Raw genomic sequence first — 19,944 nt, 5'->3', positions numbered from 1 at the left:
TCAGTAAATACCCATTTGCAGACCCGTCGCGATTTGCGCGCCCATGTCCGCTGCCGCCGATAGATCCGCAACATCAATAGTTTTGGGCGATAATATCGCCGCTTGCGTCTGGGCATGCGTGCAGACAATCACACTTGGCAGTATTTGTCGCAGCCGCCAGCCCGTCGCGATCCGCTCGGCCTGCGCAACAGCATTGCGTCCGTCGGACCCGGCACACACGATCATCGCATAAGCCCGCCCGTTCAATGCGCCAAGGCACGGATTATAGCATCGGTCGAAAAAGCTTTTCATGCCCCCGCTGATCGCCGCCAGATTTTCCGGGAACAGGAATAGATAGCCGTCCGCCGCCAACATATGTTCAGGGCCAGCCTCTGCTGCGTTCAGCATCAGCACATCCGTGCCCTGCGCCCGCCGCGCGCCATCATAGGCGGCCTGCGCCAGGGCTTCAGACCCACCCGTCATACTGTGCCAGATTATTGCCAATTGCCGCATCCCCCCTTGCTAGCACCAGCAGCGGGCCATAGGGAAGTATGATGAAGCCAGTCCTCGACATTAATCACTCCATCCTTGAACAAGCGTGGCATTGGCGGGGCAGCGGCACCGATGGCCGTGACCCGGACTTTCAGCCCGATGATCTGGTTACTCAGTTGCTGATGGCGCGCGGGGTCGCGCGCGATGATATTGAGCGGCACCGCAACCCGACCATCCGCAACTTCATGCCCGACCCGTCGATCTTTCAGGATATGGAGAATGCGGCGCTTCGGCTCGCACAGGCAGTTGAGGAAAAGGAGCAAATCACCGTCTATGGTGATTATGACGTCGATGGCGCGACCAGCGCGGCTTTGCTCATCCGCTTGCTGCGCAATTTGGGGCTGAACGCAGGCTATTATATCCCGGACCGCTTGATGGAGGGCTATGGCCCCTCCGGCGAAGCCTTGGTCCGTATTGGCGACGGCGGCAGCCGCTTAATCGTCACCGTCGATTGCGGAGCGATGGCCTATGACGCCTTGTCGCAGGCCAAAGCTGCAGGGCTTGAGGTCATCGTCGTCGACCATCATAAATGCGCCTCAGAGCTTCCTGAGGCCTTTGCCTTGGTAAACCCCAACCGCCTCGACGAAACCGACGCGGCGGCGTCCCACGGGCATCTGGCAGCGGTTGGGGTGGCGTTCCTTTTGGGGGCGGCGTTGATCCGCACGCTGCGCACCCGTGGCTATTTTGCCACTCGGCCCGAACCCAAAATCATGGAGCTACTCGATATCGTAGCCTTGGGCACCGTGGCCGATGTGGCGCAGCTGCGCGGGCTGAACCGCGCATTTGTTGCGCAAGGGCTGAAGGTCATGGCCGCGCGCCGCAACATAGGTCTGTCTGCGCTCATTCAAGCGAGCCGTCTAACTCGCGCCCCGATATGCTCTGACCTTGGCTTTGCCTTGGGTCCACGCATAAATGCCGGCGGCCGCGTCGGCAAATCTGACCTTGGCGTGCGCTTGCTGATCACTGAAGATGCGGTCGAGGCACAAGACATCGCGATGGAGCTTGACCGCCTGAATGAAGAACGCCGCGCGATTGAATCGGTGGTGCAGGAGCAGGCCGAGGCCATGTTGGCCGGACAACATAACCGCGCGGTGGCGTTGTTATCGGGCGAAGGCTGGCATCCCGGTGTCATTGGCATCGTTGCTGGCCGCATCAAGGAAAAGACGGGCAAGCCATCGATCGTCATTGCCGTCGACGAAAATGGTGTTGGCAAAGGATCGGGTCGGTCTATCGCAGGCGTTGACCTAGGCGCGGCCATCATTGCGGCGCGCGAGGCTGGATTGCTCGTCGCAGGCGGTGGCCACGCCATGGCGGCGGGCCTAACAGTCGCACGCGACAAAATTGATGCCTTGGCCGATTGGCTCGACGCGCGACTGGCAACAGATGTCGCCAACGCATCGGGGGCCAAGGCGTTGCTGATCGACGCCATTGTCGCGCCGCGCGGCCTGAACCCCATTTTTGTCGACGCCATGGAGTCCGCTGGACCTTATGGCATGGGCTGGCCCGGGCCGCGGGTGGTCACTGGGCCATTGCGGATTATCAAATGCGATATTGTCGGCAAGGACCATGTCCGCGCCATCGTTGCAGGCGACGATGGCCAGTCGTTCAAAGCCATGGCATTTCGTCAGGGCGAAACCGTTCTTGGCCAGACCATGCTCCATGCCGATCGCGGTCGCCGCTACTGGTTCGCCGGCCGCGCCAAGACCGATGACTGGGGCGCAACGCCAAAAGCCGAGCTGCATGTCGACGACATTGCCTTTGCCGACTGAACTTGCGCCAACTTGGCCTTGACGAGTGCGGCACGAATCCGTAAAGGCGCGGCTCGCCAAGCGATTGGCCCCTTCGTCTAGCGGTTAGGACGCGGCCCTTTCACGGCTGAAACACGGGTTCGATTCCCGTAGGGGTCACCAAGTCCAAAGTATTAATGACTTAGGGTGGCAGAACGCACCATTTTATCACAGCAGCGTTATCACGCATTTCTAGCGATTGTTTCACAGTAAGATAACAGATGCAGGTGGCGGGGTCACTCCGACTGAAATCGCACACAGCTCGTCGAGCGACGATTTGAAAAGCAATCAGTCGATAGAGTTATTAAAAGCGGCCAATAACTGAACACAATTGCCAGCCCCTCGCATTAGCTCGCTAAGGCGCTCCTGAGGCTTGATAGGGGGCATTTGGTTAGTGACTTATTCAATTAACCGGCGCGGTTGTAACGAGCTTAAAGAGCGTTAGCTGATGTGGCAGCGCGTTCGTAAGAATGGCGCCGCTACTGGGAATCCTGCCTCCCCGACCATTTTCTTCAATTACTGAAGCTTTGTATTATCCTTATTTTTGATCGGGCATATTTTTCAGCAAGCACATAGCAAGCACCAATAGGAATGCGGTGGGCGCGTCTTGCGCCGAATTCGCATTGGTACCAGGATGGAATTGTTATGACACTAGGCTGTTTGGAACTGCGGTCACTTTGATGTGACTAAATACAAAAATTGTTGCTGTAGTTGTCGGACCCCCCGGTGTGTAGGGCCAAGAGCCCTGTGATTGTCACGGGCTACTTCCGTGAGAAATTTTATACTGCGAGCTGTCGGGCACGTTCCAGCCACTTAAAGGTGCAGGCTCTGAACTTGGCTCGGCGGCAGCACCAAAGCGGTGGTCCTGCGGCCCGCCAGCGGGCACAACGCGTACCAACGCTCCCCTGCATATGGCAAGGATATGCGGGTGATGCCATGATAACACCCTTTGCTATTCGATCTGCTCAACGCTCTCCAAAAGACTGATCGACCGTCTTGATGATTGGCTTCAGCAAGTGTCCGTCGTCAGAACATTTGGCACTGATGGCTGCGTAAATTAACGGAGCATTGGCCTCATCAGTTGGGTTGATATTAAGCGGCCAGCTTGCGGTGTTGCAAGCGCCGATATTCGATGGTCTGTCGTTTTGTCCTTTCGCGTTGTTGGATGATGGCTTGCGCCCTGCCGAAGTAGGCATCGGCAGGTGTGACGTTGTTCAGGCTCTCGTGATAGCGCTGATGGTTGTAATGCTCGACGAACGCTTCGATCTGTTGCTCAAGGTCGCCTGGCAGGAAGTAGTTTTCGAGTAGGATGCGGTTCTTGAGTGTCTGGTGCCAGCGTTCGATCTTGCCCTGTGTTTGCGGATGCATCGGTGCGCCGCGCACATGGCTCATCTTGTTGGCTTCGATATACTCCGCCAGTTCGCCCGCGATATAGCTGGGACCATTATCGCTGAGCAACCGCGGCTTGTGCTGAACCGTCGCATGATCGCAGCCCGATGCTGCCAGGGCCATGTCCAGCGTGTCGGTGACATCCTCGGCCCGCATATTGCTGCACAGCCTCCATGCGATGATATAGCGCGAGAAGTCGTCGAGTACGGTCGACAGGTACATCCAGCCCCAGCCAATGATCTTGAAGTAGGTGAAGTCTGTCTGCCACATCTCGTTGGGACGGGCGGTCTTTGTGTGGAACTCATTGGCTGCCTTCACAACAACATAGGCCGGACTGGTAATCAGGTCATGAGCCTTTAAAAGCCTGTAAACCGTCGCTTCTGACACGAAGTAACGCCGTTCGTCGGTGAACCGCCACGCCAGTTCACGCGGTGACAGCTCTGACTGCTCCAGGGCCAGATCGATGATCTGGTCATGGATTACCTTCGGGATACGGTTCCACACACGGGCCGGGCTTGATGGCTTATCGGCCAACGCTTCAGGCCCGCCTTCGAGATAGCGGTCATACCAGCGGTAGAAGGTCCGGCGGGCGACGCCCAGTTTATCGAGGGTCTGCTTGGCAGGCAGATGCGACTGCTCGACGATCCTGATGATCTCGAGCTTCTCAGGGGCGGGATACCTCATTCGTCGTCTCCCCCATCCGCTATCATGCTTTTTTTAAGCAGCCGGTTCTCAAGGGTCAGATCAGCCACGCACTCCTTCAGGGCACGCGCTTCACGGCGCAGGTCCTGCACTTCACCACTGGTCGCTGCACGGGCAGTATCACCCGCCAGACGCCGCTTGCCAGCTTCCATGAACTCCTTGGACCATGTGTAATATAGGCTCTGCGCGATACCTTCCTTGCGGCACAGCTCGGCTATGCTGTCATCACCGCGCAAGCCCTCAAGCACGATCCTGATCTTATCTTCGGCAGAAAAATGCCGACGGGTTGCACGCCGAATATCCTTCACGACACGTTCGGCAGAGGCCTTGGGTTGGCCAGAGTGTTTTGGTACCATCTATAATAGCCGCACCCCCATGGCCCACTTGCGCCATATTAACATCCATGGCAGTAAACCTTAATCGCGCAATTAAACAGGAATGAGACCCATGGCCCTTGCCCATAGCGAAGCTGCCAACCCGCATTGGGTGCCACGTACAAAGATTGGCGACCTGTCGCATATCCCGGGCGAAAATGGTCCGCCGATCGTTGGCACCACGTTTCGCGTGCTGCGCGATCCGCCCGGCTATGGCGCGCGCATGGTCAAAACCTATGGCAAGGTGTTCCGCACCAACGCCTTTGGAAATCCGACGGTCTCGTTGGTCGGCGCAGAGGCTAATGAGCTGTTGCTGTTTGACCGTGAAAAGCTGTTTTCGTCGGAGCAAGGTTGGGGCCCAGTCCTGAACCTTTTGTTCCCACGCGGATTGATGTTGATGGATTTCGACCATCACCGCATGGACCGCCGCGCATTGGGCATCGCGTTTAAGCCAGAGCCGATGCGCGCCTATACCCAAGACATGAACCGTATTTTTGCCGAGCAATTGAAGGATTGGCGCGGCGATATGCTATTCTATCCGGCGATCAAGCAACTGACGCTTGATATCGCGGCGAGCAGCTTCTTAGGGATTCCATTGGGGCCAGAGGCAGACAAGATTAACAAGGCATTTGTCGACATGGTGCAGGCATCGGTCGCGCCGATCCGGGCGCCCTTGCCCTTCACGCCGATGGGCAAGGGTGTGGCTGGCCGCAAATATCTCATCGATTATTTCGGGCCCCAAATCGCCGAACGCCGCCGCAACGAAAACCGGCAAGATATGTTCAGCCAATTCTGCCGGTCAAAACGCGAGGACGGCGAATATATGTCTGATGGCGAGCTGATCGACCACATGAACTTCCTGATGATGGCCGCGCATGATACGATTACGTCGTCGGTCACGTCGATGATCTGGTATCTTGCCAAGCATCCAGAGTGGCAGCAGAAATTGCGCGAAGAGTGCCTTGCGATTGGCCCTGCCGGATCGGACATCGCCTTTGCCGATCTCGATAAGTTCGAGCTGACAGAATATGCGTTTAAGGAATCGCTGCGCCTGATTTCGCCCGTGCCATCGATCCCGCGCCGCGCGCTGCGTGACTTTGATTTCATGGGCTACCATATCCCCAAGGGCACGTCGGTCAGCATCAGCCCGTCTTATGTCCATATGATGGAAGAGTATTGGCCAAACCCGCATGAGTTTGATCCCATGCGCTTCACGGCCGATAAGGTAAAAGCGCGGCATAAATATGCATGGGTGCCCTTTGGCGGCGGCGCACATATGTGCCTTGGCCTGCACTTTGCCTATATGCAGACCAAGCTGTTCATGCACCATTTGCTGACGTCGGTTAAGGTCGAAATTGCCGATGGTTATGAGCCCGATTGGCAGGCATGGCCGATCCCCAAGCCAAAGGATGGATTGAAGGTCCGGTTCACGCCTCTATAATGCGGGATTGCAAGCAGCGCCGACGGCACTAAAGCTGCGCGCTGCACGCATGGCCTATTCAGAACAGACAGATTGGAGCCGTGAAGACCTCCGGCGGCGCGGACTTGGCCTCGCTATCGCTTTGTTGCTTGAGGTCATCATCATATTGGCGATACTGAGCCTCAGCATGCGCTCCGGCGGGCCAGCGGCGGGCACACGCGGCCTTAGCACCTTCTCGCTTGCGGCAGAGGTGGAGTCGGCGTCTTCCGCTGAAAAGAGCGAAACGCAAACGCCCGTCACCCCAAAAGTACAAAGCGTCGTCACACCCCCAATTCCCCCGCCCCTGCTGCCGCCGGTCAACCCGGTCCAAGCGCCACCGCCCAGCCCGGATTTTATCAAGGTCAGCAAATCAGATCTTGACGCGATGGATCTGTCAAAATTGCCAGCGAGCGGCGGTGCTGGGTCGGGGGAGAGCAAGGGCAGCGGGCAAGGGGCCAAGGGTATGATGGGCCCAGGCCTTGGCCCAGGCGGCGCGCAGCTTTATCCTGTGGCGTGGCTACGCGAACCTTATGACAGCGAACTTACGCCCTATCTGGCTGCGGTTAAACGCATCCCGCGTGGCGCGTCGGCGGAAATCGCGTGCCGCATGATCGAACGAAACCGGGTTGAAAATTGCCAGATCATTGGCGAAAACCCCCGCGGCACAGGCCTTGCCAAGGCACTACGCCTCGCCGCGTGGCAATTCTTGGTCAAGCCTCCGCGCATCGACAACAAACCGCAACTGGGCGTATGGGTGCGGATACGTTTCGATTTCGGGGTAAGGGAGGTTGAGGGCGGCGGGGTTTCCGCAGAGTGATTATCTCGCCGGAAAAACCACTGTCGTCCCAGCGCAGGCTGGGACCCTTCACTCTGTCAGTCTAACCCGAAAGACGCGATAGGCTCCAGCCGGCGCTAGAGCGACGATGGGGTTTGCTACAAGGCTATTTGTTGACAAAGGGGGGCTAGCGCGCCACCCCATCACGTCCGCGAAGCAATCCAGCCGTCGACTTGCTCTTCCAATACATCGAGTGGCACTGGACCTTATTTCAGCAAAGTGTCGTGGAAGCCACGCACATCAAATTTCTTCCCAAGCGCCTTTTGCGCCTTGTCGCGCAGTTCGCTGATTTTCAGGCGGCCGACCATGTAGGCGGTCGCTTGGCCGGGATAGATGATGTAGCGTTCAATCGCCTTGACGATACCGCCCGATGCGTCGGCGCTATTGTCCTCGACATATTTGATCGCCTTTTCGCGCGTCCTGCGATTGTGGTGCAGGCCGCTATCGACGACCAAGCGAATCGCGCGGTGCAGTTCGAGTTGCAAACGCCCGAAATCGCGCGCCGGATCGGTATACAGGCCCATGTCCTTAGCGAGTTTCTCCGAATAGAGACCCCAGCCCTCGGAATAACTGTTCGCCGCCATAGGCGCGAATGACATCGCCAAGCATCTTACCGAGGAAGCGGACATCGGGGTTTTGCGAAATGGCTTGTGTGTTTTGACCGTTCATTGGGGGAATAACCCACATGGGCAAGGCTGGTGCAAGCAAATGCGGGCATCTTCACACGCGAATAGCTATTCCCCAATCACCTTCGAAAGCCGCGCGATTTCCGCATTCTGTTCTGCGACGTCCTCGGCCACTGGTCGCTGCGCCTCTGTCAGAAGCACCGCAATGTCGGCATCGCGCACGCCTGCCTCTGCTATCAACCCGTCAAAATCGCGCAAGGCGGCCACCGAATCGGACCGCATTTTGTCGAGCCGTGACAGCATAAGATGCGCGTTTACCCACGCCTCGCTTGCCGGCACGGTTCCTGCCGCCTGTGAAGCGGTAGACTGCACCGCAGGCAATCCGCGCAGATATGCGCTATGCGCCGACCTGTGCCGCGCTTGCAGCGCTTCGATTTTTGCAGCGAATTCACCCGATAACACAAATGCCGCAGCTGCCGAATCGCCGGGCGCAGTAATCGGCGCATCGGCCTCGTAACTCCGGGGCTCAAGCGAGGGAAATCCCCCCCCTCTCGTGCCACATGCGGCGAGGATCAGGAGCAGAAGCAACGGGAATGCGGGCTTGAAATTCAACATATCCGTCGTCTAAGCCTGCTTTGAGGCACATGCAAGCGCATCTCAGTGGCGACGCAGGCGGCGTCATAAGGGCCAAAACGCTGGATTATACGTTGACATAGATATTTGCTTGCATTAGCTGCCCTCATTCTTGTGTGACCCTGTTGAGATTCGTCTCCGCTATGTCACGCGCCAGAGCAACCCGCCCTTATAAGGCGCTAAGCTTTAGAAACGGATGAGTTAAAGCCATGTTCGCAATCGTGCGCACAGGCGGCAAGCAATATCGCGTCGCCGCCGGAGATAAAATCGCAGTTGAAAAACTGTCTGGTGAAGCGGGTGACAAAATCTCGCTTGGTGACGTTCTTCTTGCCGGTGACGGTGACAAGGCGCAGGACGTAAACGGCCTGACTGTTTCTGCCGAAATCATTGCGCAAGAGCGTGGTGAAAAGGTTATCGTCTTTAAAAAGCGTCGCCGCCACAACTATCGCCGCAAGCAGGGTCATCGCCAGTCGTTGACACTTCTGCGTATCCTTGCCGTTGGCAAGGAAGCCGCGCCAAAGAAAGCCGCTGCGCCCAAAAAGGCCGCAGCCCCCAAGGAAGATTGAGCGGCAACGCTCTGACGCAGGAGTTTAGACCATGGCACATAAAAAAGCAGGTGGTTCGTCACGCAACGGTCGCGATTCAGCAGGCCGTCGCCTTGGCGTAAAGAAGTTCGGTGGCGAAAACGTCATCGGCGGTAACATCATCATCCGTCAGCGCGGCACCAAGGTATATCCTGGTTCGGGCGTTGGCCTTGGCAAGGACCACACCTTGTTCGCGCTCGTCGAGGGCCGCGTGCGTTTCCATGCTGGCAAACTTGGCCGCAAATATGTGTCGGTCGATATGCCAGCGATGGCCGCCGAATAAACAGGACAGTCGATACCGGGCTGTCCAGACGGATGACCCGGAAATCATGTTAGGTGGTTTCCGCCTTTGAACAGGGAGACGGGTCAACCGGTCTCCCTCTCTTTTTGTCTCATTCTCCCTGTTCTCAGCCTCCTGCGGAGGAACTGTAACATGGCTGTCGCTTTGTCGTGCAAAGGGCGGCGCAGAACCGGAGAGAAACGATGTTCGCAAGAACCGAAAGATTGTTATTGCGGCCAAGCTGGCCGGAGGATGCAGCCGAATTGCATCAGGCGATTGCCGATAAAGGCATCGTTCGCAACCTTGCAAGCGCACCATGGCCTTATGCTGTCGCCGATGCCGTCCAATTTGCGATGCAAGAGCATGATCCGCTTTACCCCGCCTTTCTGCTCATGCTGCGCACCCATGGTGCACCGCGCCTGATTGGTTCATGTGGCATTAGCAAATATGAAGGCTGCGTCGAATTGAGCTATTGGATATCGCGGCCCTATTGGGGCCTTGGCTTTGCCACCGAGGCCAGCCGCGCCGTGATCAATATCGCCCGGACAATAGGTCATAAAAAACTCATCGCCAGCCACTTCACCGACAATCCCGCGTCAGGCAACGTGCTGCGCAAGCTTGGTTTTCAAAACACAGGCAAGACTGCTTCACGGCACAGTAACGGCCGCCGTGAAGCCATGACATGCGTCCTGTATGAAAAGGCACTGGAGGACGCAGGTTCCGCGCCCACCTTGATGCCGCCATTGCCCGCGTTCAATATCCGCGCAACAATAGATCGCCTGCAAGCCGCCTAAGCGGCGGCAGCGCCTGCGTTGCTGCCGGCATTCGGTGGTATTCAGGCACGAGATCGCGCAGCAAGCTGGAAGAAGCACATACTCAAATCTTCTACGCGCTCTAAAAGGCAACAAGCGCCTTTGCGTCGCTTGAAAAGGTAATCTTTGCTTGGCCAGACGTGATTATGCAATCACCCTTGGCGGCGAGCTCCCCATCTGTTTGAACCTCGCCTGACAACGGAATAATCCAGATATTCCCTAAAGGTGGAAGCGGCGGGACATCGTCCATGTCGCGGACATACCAAAGTTCAAAATGTGGGCCGCCTACAAGCTGTGTTCCGGTTGCGGCATGTCCCGACCGAGGGTCTGCATAGGGTGTTGCAGAAGATACCGCCACGCCATCGTCCCGATGCAGCTCGCGATCGCGGCCGTAATCATACAGGCGATACGTGATATCCGCATATTGCTGAACCTCGACAAGGCTTATCCCGGCCCCAATGGCGTGGATTGTCCCGGCGGGAATATAAAAATAGTCTCCGTCAGACACTTTTTTCCAGTCCATCAAGCGTTCAATCTCGCCCGAAAGTGACGCAGCGTATAATTCTTCGCGACTGAGCGGGCGCTTCGTCCCGATTCCAATGACCGCGCCCGGCTCTGCGTCAACAACATACCAACATTCTTCTTTGCCTGAGGGCATGCCGCGCGCGCGTGCCTGCGCGTCATCAGGGTGTACCTGGATGGAAAGCCTCTCGGACGTAAAAAGCCATTTCACCAAAATCGGCAAAGGCACTTCGGTGTCGGCGCTATACCAGATTTCGCCGACGCGGCGGCCACTCATGGTGCCAAATTCTGGAGGAATGTCCGTTCGACCCCAGGGCTTGTCAACCGGATGCTTGGTTAGTTTCATTCAAAGAAGGATAGCAGAACCCGTCCGCTTGCGCACGCGGCAAATTTTGCTGGCGGCCTGTCACAAATAGGCAAATCTCGGTCACAGCTTCAGGCCCGCACCGTCTGCCCACCACCCCGTCCGGACATGCAACCGTTTTTTGGCGTTTGACCCATGACGCAACATCGGCAATATCATTCTACCCTCCCCAAGTCCTGACAGTTGGAAAACGCGTGATCATTAGTCCTGTAATCCTATCGGGCGGCGGCGGTACCCGGCTTTGGCCATTATCGACACCGCAAACCCCCAAGCAGTTTTTGGCGCTGACGGATGCACATACGATGTTTCAGTTGACGGTGCTCCGCGTGATGGACCGCGAACGCTTCACCGCGCCCATTATAGTCGCAAATGCTACACATGCAGGGATTGTCAGCGCGCAATTGGTCGAAATCGGTGTAACTGATGCGACTATCTTACTTGAGCCATGCGCGCGCAATACGGCGCCAGCAATTGCACTGGCCGCACTTGCCGTAAGTGCGCCACAATCGGTCATGCTGGTGATGCCAAGCGATCATGTCATTACCGACGAAGCGGCATTTCACGCGGCTACAGACGCGCTTTTGCCCTTGGTTCAGGATAGTTGGCTCGCCACTTATGGGATCAACCCGACCGGGCCCGAAACAGGCTATGGCTATATTCAGATGGGTTCTGTGGTTGGTACAGGTGTTCAGGCCGTGCAGCGATTTGTCGAGAAGCCGGATGCAGCCCGCGCTGCGGCCATGATAGAGGCTGGGGACTATGTGTGGAATGGCGGTATTTTCTTATTCTGCGCGGACAGTTATTTGGACGCAGTGGACGCACATGCCGCAGAAATGGGCGCAGCGGTTCGGGACGCAATGTCGAGGGCGCAGCGGAGCGGCAATCACATAAGGCCCGACGCCCATAGCTTTGCCGTCTGTCCCGCAGACAGCATTGATTATGCGATTATGGAAAAAGCGCCGAAGGTCGCGGTTGCTCGGGTAAGCATGGGTTGGTCAGACGTTGGCAGCTGGGATGCGTTGCACGATATCGGCGACAAGGACGCAGATGGAAATGTTACGTCCGGCACCGTTCGGTTGGATAGCAGCCACGGCAACCTTATTCACGCCGACGGCATCCGCGTGTCGGTGCATAATGTTGATGATTTGCTCATCATTGCAAATGGCAATGAAGTGATGATCCTGCCCCGAGGAATGAGCCAGAAGGTCAGAGATTTCGCAAGCGAAGTGTCCGTAAACACGCCCAAGCCAACGCCGCAATAATCCCAACACAATCCGCAGCACTGCCTCCCAACACGCTTGGATATGCCCCTAAATTGGCGTAGCGTTGTAGAATTATCGGAGTAGCGGCTACTATGGCAACACAGGCATCCAAGATTATCGATTTGAAAGACATCGGCATGCCGCGCCGATTAAGCCCGGAGGCGAGCCGGATGGCGGCGCTTGAGGCGGCGCGCGGCCTGTTGCTTGAGGCGGGGCCGCAGGCTGTCACCTTAAAGGCGGTCGCCGGACAGATCGGGCGGACGCATGCCAATTTACTGCATCATTTTGGGTCGGCATCGGGGCTCCAGCGCGCGCTGGCGGCGTATATGGGCGAAAATATCTGTAGCAAGGTGGCTGAGGCCGTCACCCAAATGCGTGGCGGCGTGATGACGCCGGATGAGCTTGCAGATTTAATCTTTGACCAGTTTGACCGCGAGGGTGCAGGCGCGCTTGCGTCTTGGATGCTGCTGTCCGGCAATGAAGACGCGCTCGACCCTATTGTCGAGGCAATCCACAAGCTGGTCGACGATATTGCCGAAGACGGCCACGCCGACTCCTCGCTGCATGAGCTAACGCTTGAGATGGTGCTGATGGCACTTGGTGATGCGCTGCTGGGCGGGCCATTGTCGGCGGCGCTTGGCTTGCCACGCGAAGCTGGCCGTCACATTGCTGGCCGAAAGCTGGCGGCGGCGTTGGATGCGCTGCCCGCGGAGTTGAAGCCCTAGGGTCAGGACCTAGGCCGCTGCGTAATACGCCCGATACCAGTCGGCGAATTTCCCAAGACCTTCGGCCAGCATGACCTTTGGCTTGTAACCGGTGAGCGCATGCAGCTTCGACACATCAGCATAGGTCGCCGTGACATCGCCTGGCTGCATGGGCCGCATGATCTTGACTGCCTCTCGCCCGATCGCCTGTTCAAGCGTTTCGATCATGTCCATCAGGCCAACCGGATGGCTGTCGCCAATGTTAAGAACCCTGTGTTCCCCCTGTGCGGGTGGACGGTCGAGCGACCCGATAATCCCGTCAACAATGTCGTCGATATAGGTGAAATCGCGCGCCATTTGGCCATTGCCATAAACCTCAATCGCCTCGCCGCGCAGGATTTTCTGCGTGAAGCTGAAATAGGCCATGTCGGGCCGTCCCCATGGGCCATATACGGTGAAGAAGCGCAGGCCAGTTTGCGGAAAGCCATAAAGTTTAGCATAAGATTGGCTCATCAATTCACACGCGCGCTTGGTCGCGGCGTAAAGCGAGACCGGATCGTTGGCGGGTTCATCTTCCTTAAAGCCCTCGCCGCCCATGGGCTTATCACCATAGACCGAGCTCGATGAGGCGTAGACCAGATGCTCAAAGCCCTCGGCATGCCGGCACGCCTCCATCACCGACAAATGGCCCGCCAAGTTTGACCGTTCATAGGCAAATGGATTTTCGATGCTGTAGCGCACACCCGCCTGCGCCGCGAGATGCACCACGCGCACGATGTTATTGTCGCGAACCAGTGCCCGCATCTTGTCCGCATCGGCGATGTCGAGGCGTTCAAAGGCGAAGCTGTTTATTCCGGCAAAGGTCGCGAGCCGGGCTTCTTTCAACGCGGGGTCATAATAATCATTGACGATGTCGACACCAATGACGCGCTCACCGCGCGCCAATAGTCTGTGCGCCACCGCATGGCCAATAAATCCGGCTGCGCCCGTGACGAGGATGGGGGTTGGCATCTCAAACAATATCCTCAGTTATAAAAAGCAAAATCCGCGAGGCCACGGGAGCCTCGCGAAAACAAGTAGCGCGCTAAATCGCCAAATTATCGATCAACCGCGTCTTGCCGATCTTTGCCGCAGCCAAGAGCCGCGCTGGCCTACCGTCAAAATGTTGCAGTTTCTCAAGCGTGACCGCGTCGGCCAACGCGAAATAATCCACCCGCGCAAAGCCAGCGGCGAGAATATCGGCCGTTGCCGTGGCAAGCGTTTGCGCCACATCATCACCTGCACGGATCTTAGCCGCCGCTTGAGCCAACGCAACTGGCAAAGCCAAGGCCGCCGCGCGTTCCTCCGTGGTCAAATAGGCATTGCGCGACGACAGAGCGAGGCCATCGGCATCACGCACAATTGGCACGCCCAATATGTCCAACGCGAAATCAAGATCACGGGCCATCTGCTGGATGACCGCCAGCTGTTGAAAATCCTTTTCCCCGAAGAGCGCCACATCGGGCTGAACCTGATTAAACAATTTGGCGACCACCAAAGCAACGCCGTCAAAATGCCCGGGCCGCGCTGCGCCGCAATAGCCGTTGCTTGGGCCATCGACATGAACCTTCGTTGCAAAGCCCGGCGGATAGACAATATTTGCAGGCGGCGCCCATAATATGTCCACGCCAGCGGCGCGCAGCAGTTCGGCATCGCGCTCCATCATGCGTGGATAGGCATCGAGATCTTCATTCGGTCCAAATTGGGTCGGGTTTACGAAGATCGACACAATCACGGCATCGGCATGCCGGCGTGCCTCCGCAACCAGCGTCATGTGCCCGTCATGCAACGCACCCATGGTCGGAACCAACGCGATGCGAGGCTTAAACATGCGCAGCGCCGAAATATGCTGCCGCAATGCGTCAAGCTGATTGATGGTTTGCACGTCCACGTCGCCTTGTTTATTGGCCTTTGTTGAACCCGCCTATGCGGGAGGGTATAGCGACAATTCAAGGCAAATGTCGCCGCACATGGTATTTGGGGCAGATTTGGGGGATTATGGCCAAGGCACATCACATCGTTTTTGCGAATGAAAAGGGCGGAACGGGTAAATCAACCACCGCAGTCCATGTTGCCATAGCTCTGGCGTCACGTGGCGCGCGGGTGGCTTGCATCGATTTGGATTCGCGTCAGCGCACCTTGTACCGGTATCTGGAAAACCGGCGCGACACGATGACCCGTCGCAACATCACTTTGCCGATGCCGGTGTTCGAAGTGTTCGAGCATGATTCGCAGGCCATGTTGGGGCATCAGGTCGAACGCCTGGGCGAAGAAAATGATTTCCTCGTGTTTGACACGCCCGGACGCGATGATCCCTTTGCACGCTTTGTTGCGACGCGCGCCAATACATTGGTCACCCCCATTAACGACAGCTTTGTCGATTTTGACCTGATTGGCCAAGTAGACGCCGAAAACTTCAAAGTGCGCAAGTTAAGCTTCTATGCGGAGCTTATCTGGGACGCACGCAGGGAACGCGCCAAGGCCGATGGCGTCACCATTGACTGGATCGTCGTTCGCAACCGCCTGCACAATATGGAGGCGCGTAATCAGCAGCGCATGACAGATGCACTTGCCGAATTGTCCAAGCGGGTTGGTTTCCGTTCGGTGCCGGGGCTGAATGAACGCGTTATTTATCGTGAGCTATTTCCGTCCGGCCTTACGTTGATCGACAAGGGCCATCTTGGCCAGTTGGCGACCGGACATCTTGTCGCGCGGCAGGAATTGCGTGAACTGGTCACTGGCCTTGCGCTGCCTGCAATACCGCAGGCAGCTATGGTGTAATGACGGTTCTGGCTATCTTGGTCTTCCTTGCACTTGGCTGGGCTGTGTGGAAGGGCAAGCTTCAAAAGCAGCAGCTGCTGCCCGTTTTGCTGGGACTGTCCGGCGCATTTCTTGCGTCGCGGGGAAGCCTGTTGATCGGTGTGGGTGCCATAGCCATAGCGGGGGCCTGGTATTACGGCCTGACATTGCGGCTGTTCGGTTCTGGCGCCAAACACCACACAACGTCGGAGATCGATGATGCCCGCTTCCTGCTGGGTGTGTCGCGTTTCGACAATGCCGAACGCATTCGCGAACGTCATCGCACCCTGATTGCACAAAACCATCCGGACACCGGCGGCAGCGCAGAACGCGCCACCGAATTGAACAAAGCACGCGATCTTTTGTTAGATGATTTGCACAATAAACGGCTGTAATATCCAATTTCTCTCCCGCAATTACAGGAAACATCATGGCCCATAATTTTCATCCCACCTCGCTTCGTGAATATGACATTCGCGGCATTATCGGTGAAACATTAAGCGAGGCTGATGCCTATGCCATTGCCCGGGGGTTCGGCACCTGCCTTGTCCGCGCTGGCGGCAAAAAGGCGGCGGTGGGCTATGACGGGCGGGAAAGCTCGCCGATGCTTGAGGAGGCCTTGGTCAAGGGACTGAACGACAGCAATGTCGATGTCGTGCGCATCGGCATGGGGCCAACGCCCATGCTATATTATGCTGAGGCCGTATTGGATGATGTCGATGGCGGCATAGAAATAACCGGCAGCCACAACCCCGCCAATTATAACGGCTTCAAGATGGTCCTTATGGGCAAACCGTTTTTCGGGGCCGATATCCAGAAACTTGGCCGCATGGCGACGGCTGAGGACTGGGTTGACGGTGCAGGCACTTGGGAACATCTCGATATCCTTGACCAATATGTGGCCCGCGTGGCGCAGGCCGCTCCGCAAAAGGCATTTCGCATCGGTTGGGATGCAGGTAATGGCGCGGCGGGGCCGGCCATTGAGCGGCTGGTCAAGATGTTACCAGGAGAGCATCATCTCTTGTTCACAGAAGTGGATGGCCAATTTCCCAATCATCACCCGGATCCCACCGATCCTGCGAACTTGGTCGATTTGCAACGGCTTGTCGCAGAAAAGAAACTCGATTTTGGAGTGGCCTTTGACGGCGATGGTGATCGCATCGGCGCAATTGATGGCGAAGGCCGCGTGATCTGGGGCGATCAATTGTTGCAAATCTATGCGGCCGATGTGCTGGGCGACGTCCCCGGCGCGACGATTATCGCCGATGTAAAGGCATCACAGGCCTTGTTCGACCGCGTCAGCGCATTGGGCGGTCAACCCATGATGTGGAAAACTGGCCACAGCCTGATTAAATCCAAAATGAAGGAAACCGGATCGCCGCTCGCAGGGGAAATGAGCGGACATGTTTTCTTCAAGCATGCATATTATGGTTTTGACGATGCGATCTATGCCGCTGTCCGGCTGATGTCGGCATCGGCCAAGCTGGGCAAAAGCGTGACGGAGTTACGCAGCGAAATGCCGGAGATGATCAACACCCCCGAAATGCGTTTCCAAGTCGATGAAAGCCGCAAATTTGCCGTGATTGACGAAGTGCTTGCACGGCTGTCGGCAGATGGCGCGGATGTGAACAACACCGACGGCGCGCGCGTTAACACGCCCGATGGCTGGTGGCTGTTGCGCGCATCGAACACGCAAGACGTGCTCGTCGCCCGCGCCGAGGCCTCTAGCGAAGAAGGTCTGGCGCGGCTGATGGCGCAAATTGATGCGCAATTGGCGGCATCGGGGCTGGAACGCGGGGAAACTGTCGGGCATTAAGCTCGGCGTGAACTTACCGCCGATCATCCTGAACTGGTTCGCCGCGCGCGGATGGCAGCCGCGACGGCATCAATTGGAGATGCTCGACGCGGCGAGTGCTGGACGGCATGCCCTGCTGGTGGCCGCGACGGGTGCGGGTAAAACGCTCGCCGGATTTTTGCCGAGCCTAAGTGATTTGATTGCCGACCCGTCGGACGGCCTCCACACGCTGTATATCTCCCCGCTCAAGGCATTGGCCACGGACGTTCGGCGCAATCTGCTGATCCCGATTGAGCAAATGGGCTTGCCAATCCGCGTTGAGGCGCGGACGGGCGATACGCCGTCGGACCGCAAGGCACGGCAGCGCGTCAAACCGCCGCACATATTGCTGACCACACCCGAATCGCTTTCATTGCTGCTCAGCCACGAAGACAGCGTGCATATGTTCGCCACGCTGAAACGCGTCATTGTCGATGAGGTCCACGCCTTTGCCAATGGCAAGCGCGGCGATTTGCTCAGCCTGTCGCTCGCGCGGTTGCAGACGCTTGCGCCAAACCTGCAACGTGTTGCCCTCTCTGCGACCGTAGCCGACCCCGATGACTATCGCGCGTGGCTCGCGCCCAATGGCGACATTGATCAGGTGCGCCTGGTGGAGGGAGAGGCAGCGGCGGAGCCTGACCTGACAATCCTATTGCCAGAGGGCCGCGTGCCATGGGCGGGGCATAGCGGCCAACATGCAGTCCCGCAGCTGATCGAAGTAATCGGGCGCAACAAGATCACCCTCATATTCTGCAACACCCGCTTTCTGGCCGAGTTTACTTTCCAGAAATTATGGGACGCGAATGAACCCAAATATGCCATTGGCATTCACCACGGGTCCCTGTCAGTGGAGGCGCGGCGCAAGGTTGAGGGCGCGATGGCCGAAGGCAAATTGCGCGCCTTGGTCTGCACCGCAAGCCTCGATCTGGGCGTTGACTGGGGCAATGTCGACTGCGTCATCCAAATGGGCGCGCCAAAGGGCTCGTCGCGCCTACTGCAACGTATTGGCCGGTCCAACCACCGCATGGATGAGCCATCAAAGGCCATTCTCGTCCCCGGCAATCGGTTTGAATATCTTGAGGCGCAGGCCGCCTTTGACGCGGTGGCAGAGGGCGTGCGCGACGGCGAAACCTTCCGCCCCGGAAGCCTTGATGTCTTGGCGCAACATGTCATGGGGCTGGCCTGCGCAGGGCCATTTGAAGAAGCGGCATTATTGGCTGAGGTGCAATCCGCGTTGCCATATTCGGCGTTGGATGCTGCGACCTTTGCTCGCGTGATCGAGTTTATCGCAACGGGCGGCTATGCGCTGCGCGCGTACGACAAGTTCAAGAAGCTGGTGAAACGCCCAGACGGCAAATGGCATCTCGCGCACCCGCAATTTGCTGCGCAGCATCGGTTTAATGCGGGCATCATTGTCGACGCGCCGATGCTAGAGATCCGGTTCCGCAATGGCCGTAAATTGGGCAAGGTTGAGGAGTCCTTTGCCGCCACTTTAAGCCCCGGCAACTGCTTCACCTTTGCCGGCATGGCGCTTGAGGTCGAATCGATCAAAGACCTTGACCTCATCGTCCGCGCCGCGACCAAGCCAGCGGCCAATATTCCAAGCTATATGGGTGCGCGCTTGCCTCTGACCACGCATCTGGCTGAACGTGTGCGGCAGATGTTAACGGACAGGCCGGGCTGGGCGCGCTTTCCCGATGAAGTGCGCGAATGGTTGGAGATGCAGGCTTATCGCAGCCAGATGCCCAAACCCGGGCAGTTACTGGTCGAAACCTTCCCCCACGACAAACGCCATTATATGGTGACCTACCCTTTTGAAGGGTGGAACGCGCACCAGTCGCTGGGCATGCTCATCACACGGCGGATGGAAAGTCGTGGACTGATGCCCATGGGCTTTGTCGCCAGCGATTATGCCTTGGGCGTATGGAGCCTGAAACCGATCACCGACCCCGGCGCGCTTTTTTCTGCCGACATATTGGCCGATGAATTTGTTGACTGGGTCGAGTCGAGCTATTTGCTCAAACGCGCCTTTCGCGAAGTGGCGGTAATCAGCGGGCTTGTCGAACGCCAGCATCCCGGCGAGCGCAAGACGGGCAGGCAAGTTACCTTTTCCACCGACCTGATTTACGATGTACTGCGCAAATATGAACCCGACCATTTGCTGCTGGAGGCCGCATGGGCCGATGCTCGGACGCGGTTGACCGATGTCGGGCGGCTTGGCGATTTATTGGACCGCGCCGCCGATACGATGCTGCACGTCGATTTGGAGCGTATCAGCCCGCTCGCCGTGCCGTTGCTCGTGATGATTGGCCGTGAGAGCGTGGCGCAAGGATCAGTTGATGACGCATTGCTGATGGAGGCAGAGAGCCTGGCCAGCGTGGCGATGGCGCCGTAAACGTATAGAGATT

The 19,944-nt window shown here is 57.5% G+C and carries 18 protein-coding genes, 1 tRNA gene and 1 pseudogene; 13 read left to right on the top strand and 7 right to left on the bottom strand.

Going from position 1 to position 19,944, the window contains the following annotated elements; translation table 11 throughout:
- Window positions 1-462, bottom strand: a complete 462-nt coding sequence (locus tag Q0N43_RS04575) for an NAD(P)H-dependent oxidoreductase (RefSeq protein ID WP_295443163.1) — start codon at window positions 460-462, stop codon at window positions 1-3.
- Window positions 463-533: 71 nt separating this feature from the next.
- Here Q0N43_RS04575 and recJ point away from each other — a divergent pair, with 71 nt between their 5' ends.
- Window positions 534-2,300, top strand: coding sequence for a single-stranded-DNA-specific exonuclease RecJ (recJ, locus tag Q0N43_RS04570; RefSeq protein ID WP_295443302.1), 1,767 nt, complete (start codon window positions 534-536; stop codon window positions 2,298-2,300).
- 66 nt (window positions 2,301-2,366) lie between these two features.
- Window positions 2,367-2,441, top strand: a tRNA-Glu gene (locus tag Q0N43_RS04565).
- A gap of 969 nt (window positions 2,442-3,410) precedes the next feature.
- Here Q0N43_RS04565 and Q0N43_RS04560 read toward each other — a convergent pair.
- Window positions 3,411-4,765 (bottom strand): IS3 family transposase gene (locus tag Q0N43_RS04560; protein WP_295443160.1). Its coding sequence is split into 2 segments (ribosomal slippage): window positions 3,411-4,426 and window positions 4,426-4,765, totalling 1,356 coding nucleotides; the frame shifts between segments, so codons are not numbered across the junction.
- A 91-nt stretch (window positions 4,766-4,856) separates the two neighbouring features.
- Here Q0N43_RS04560 and Q0N43_RS04555 point away from each other — a divergent pair.
- Both Q0N43_RS04555 and Q0N43_RS04550 read left to right on the top strand, forming a co-directional pair.
- On the top strand, window positions 4,857-6,224 hold the full coding sequence (locus tag Q0N43_RS04555; protein WP_295443300.1) for a cytochrome P450: 1,368 nt from the start codon (window positions 4,857-4,859) through the stop codon (window positions 6,222-6,224).
- 7 nt (window positions 6,225-6,231) lie between these two features.
- Window positions 6,232-7,059: a hypothetical protein gene (locus Q0N43_RS04550; protein ID WP_295443158.1), complete on the top strand. Its 828-nt coding sequence runs from the start codon at window positions 6,232-6,234 to the stop codon at window positions 7,057-7,059.
- Window positions 7,060-7,220: 161 nt separating this feature from the next.
- Here the strand turns inward: Q0N43_RS04550 and Q0N43_RS04545 are convergent.
- A pseudogene (locus tag Q0N43_RS04545) lies at window positions 7,221-7,646 on the bottom strand (DUF885 domain-containing protein); the annotation flags it as partial.
- A 165-nt stretch (window positions 7,647-7,811) separates the two neighbouring features.
- Window positions 7,812-8,318: a hypothetical protein gene (locus Q0N43_RS04540; RefSeq protein WP_295443155.1), complete on the bottom strand. Its 507-nt coding sequence runs from the start codon at window positions 8,316-8,318 to the stop codon at window positions 7,812-7,814.
- 227 nt (window positions 8,319-8,545) lie between these two features.
- Here Q0N43_RS04540 and rplU point away from each other — a divergent pair, with 227 nt between their 5' ends.
- The 3 genes from rplU to Q0N43_RS04525 all read left to right on the top strand — a co-directional run bounded on the left by rplU (window position 8,546) and on the right by Q0N43_RS04525 (window position 9,994).
- Window positions 8,546-8,902, top strand: a complete 357-nt coding sequence (gene rplU / locus Q0N43_RS04535) for a 50S ribosomal protein L21 (RefSeq protein ID WP_295443152.1) — start codon at window positions 8,546-8,548, stop codon at window positions 8,900-8,902.
- A gap of 31 nt (window positions 8,903-8,933) precedes the next feature.
- Window positions 8,934-9,203 carry a 50S ribosomal protein L27 gene (gene rpmA / locus Q0N43_RS04530; RefSeq protein ID WP_295443149.1) on the top strand — a complete coding sequence of 90 codons (270 nt, stop codon included), beginning with the start codon at window positions 8,934-8,936 and terminating at the stop codon, window positions 9,201-9,203.
- A 200-nt stretch (window positions 9,204-9,403) separates the two neighbouring features.
- Complete coding sequence (locus tag Q0N43_RS04525; protein WP_295443146.1) at window positions 9,404-9,994, top strand: GNAT family N-acetyltransferase; 591 nt, start codon at window positions 9,404-9,406, stop codon at window positions 9,992-9,994.
- Between the two features lie 100 nt (window positions 9,995-10,094).
- Here the strand turns inward: Q0N43_RS04525 and Q0N43_RS04520 are convergent, their stop codons facing one another.
- Window positions 10,095-10,880, bottom strand: a complete 786-nt coding sequence (locus Q0N43_RS04520) for a class I mannose-6-phosphate isomerase (protein ID WP_295443143.1) — start codon at window positions 10,878-10,880, stop codon at window positions 10,095-10,097.
- A gap of 212 nt (window positions 10,881-11,092) precedes the next feature.
- On the opposite strand from Q0N43_RS04520, the gene Q0N43_RS04515 reads away from it, so the two are divergent.
- Window positions 11,093-12,160 (top strand): sugar phosphate nucleotidyltransferase, encoded by a 1,068-nt coding sequence (locus tag Q0N43_RS04515; protein ID WP_295443140.1) that lies wholly within the window; start codon window positions 11,093-11,095, stop codon window positions 12,158-12,160.
- Between the two features lie 92 nt (window positions 12,161-12,252).
- Entirely contained in the window at window positions 12,253-12,885 is a 633-nt protein-coding gene (locus Q0N43_RS04510; protein ID WP_295443137.1) for a TetR family transcriptional regulator, read from the top strand.
- 9 nt (window positions 12,886-12,894) lie between these two features.
- Here the strand turns inward: Q0N43_RS04510 and Q0N43_RS04505 are convergent, their stop codons facing one another.
- Together Q0N43_RS04505 and panC are read right to left on the bottom strand one after the other, a co-directional pair.
- Window positions 12,895-13,875 carry an SDR family NAD(P)-dependent oxidoreductase gene (locus Q0N43_RS04505; RefSeq protein WP_295443134.1) on the bottom strand — a complete coding sequence of 327 codons (981 nt, stop codon included), beginning with the start codon at window positions 13,873-13,875 and terminating at the stop codon, window positions 12,895-12,897.
- Between the two features lie 73 nt (window positions 13,876-13,948).
- A complete protein-coding gene (panC, locus tag Q0N43_RS04500) occupies window positions 13,949-14,788 on the bottom strand; it encodes a pantoate--beta-alanine ligase (protein WP_295443131.1) in 840 nt (279 codons plus the stop codon).
- 113 nt (window positions 14,789-14,901) lie between these two features.
- Between panC and Q0N43_RS04495 the strand changes: the two genes are divergently transcribed.
- The 4 genes from Q0N43_RS04495 to Q0N43_RS04480 are packed head-to-tail and all read left to right on the top strand — an operon-like array spanning window position 14,902 to window position 19,931.
- On the top strand, window positions 14,902-15,684 hold the full coding sequence (locus Q0N43_RS04495; protein WP_295443299.1) for a division plane positioning ATPase MipZ: 783 nt from the start codon (window positions 14,902-14,904) through the stop codon (window positions 15,682-15,684).
- On the top strand, window positions 15,684-16,097 hold the full coding sequence (locus tag Q0N43_RS04490) for a hypothetical protein (RefSeq protein ID WP_295443128.1): 414 nt from the start codon (window positions 15,684-15,686) through the stop codon (window positions 16,095-16,097). The genes Q0N43_RS04495 and Q0N43_RS04490 overlap by 1 nt, the downstream gene beginning before the upstream one ends.
- A 35-nt stretch (window positions 16,098-16,132) precedes the next feature.
- Window positions 16,133-17,518, top strand: a complete 1,386-nt coding sequence (gene pgmG / locus Q0N43_RS04485; protein WP_295443126.1) for a phosphoglucomutase/phosphomannomutase PgmG — start codon at window positions 16,133-16,135, stop codon at window positions 17,516-17,518.
- Window positions 17,466-19,931, top strand: coding sequence for a ligase-associated DNA damage response DEXH box helicase (locus Q0N43_RS04480; RefSeq protein ID WP_295443123.1), 2,466 nt, complete (start codon window positions 17,466-17,468; stop codon window positions 19,929-19,931). The genes pgmG and Q0N43_RS04480 overlap by 53 nt, the downstream gene beginning before the upstream one ends.
- Window positions 19,932-19,944 lie beyond the last annotated feature (13 nt).

Source organism: Sphingorhabdus sp. EL138, from assembly GCF_945882965.1.
In the GTDB taxonomy this organism is placed as follows: Bacteria; Pseudomonadota; Alphaproteobacteria; order Sphingomonadales; family Sphingomonadaceae; genus Sphingorhabdus_B.
This window is presented reverse-complemented; position numbering and strand designations above follow the sequence as displayed.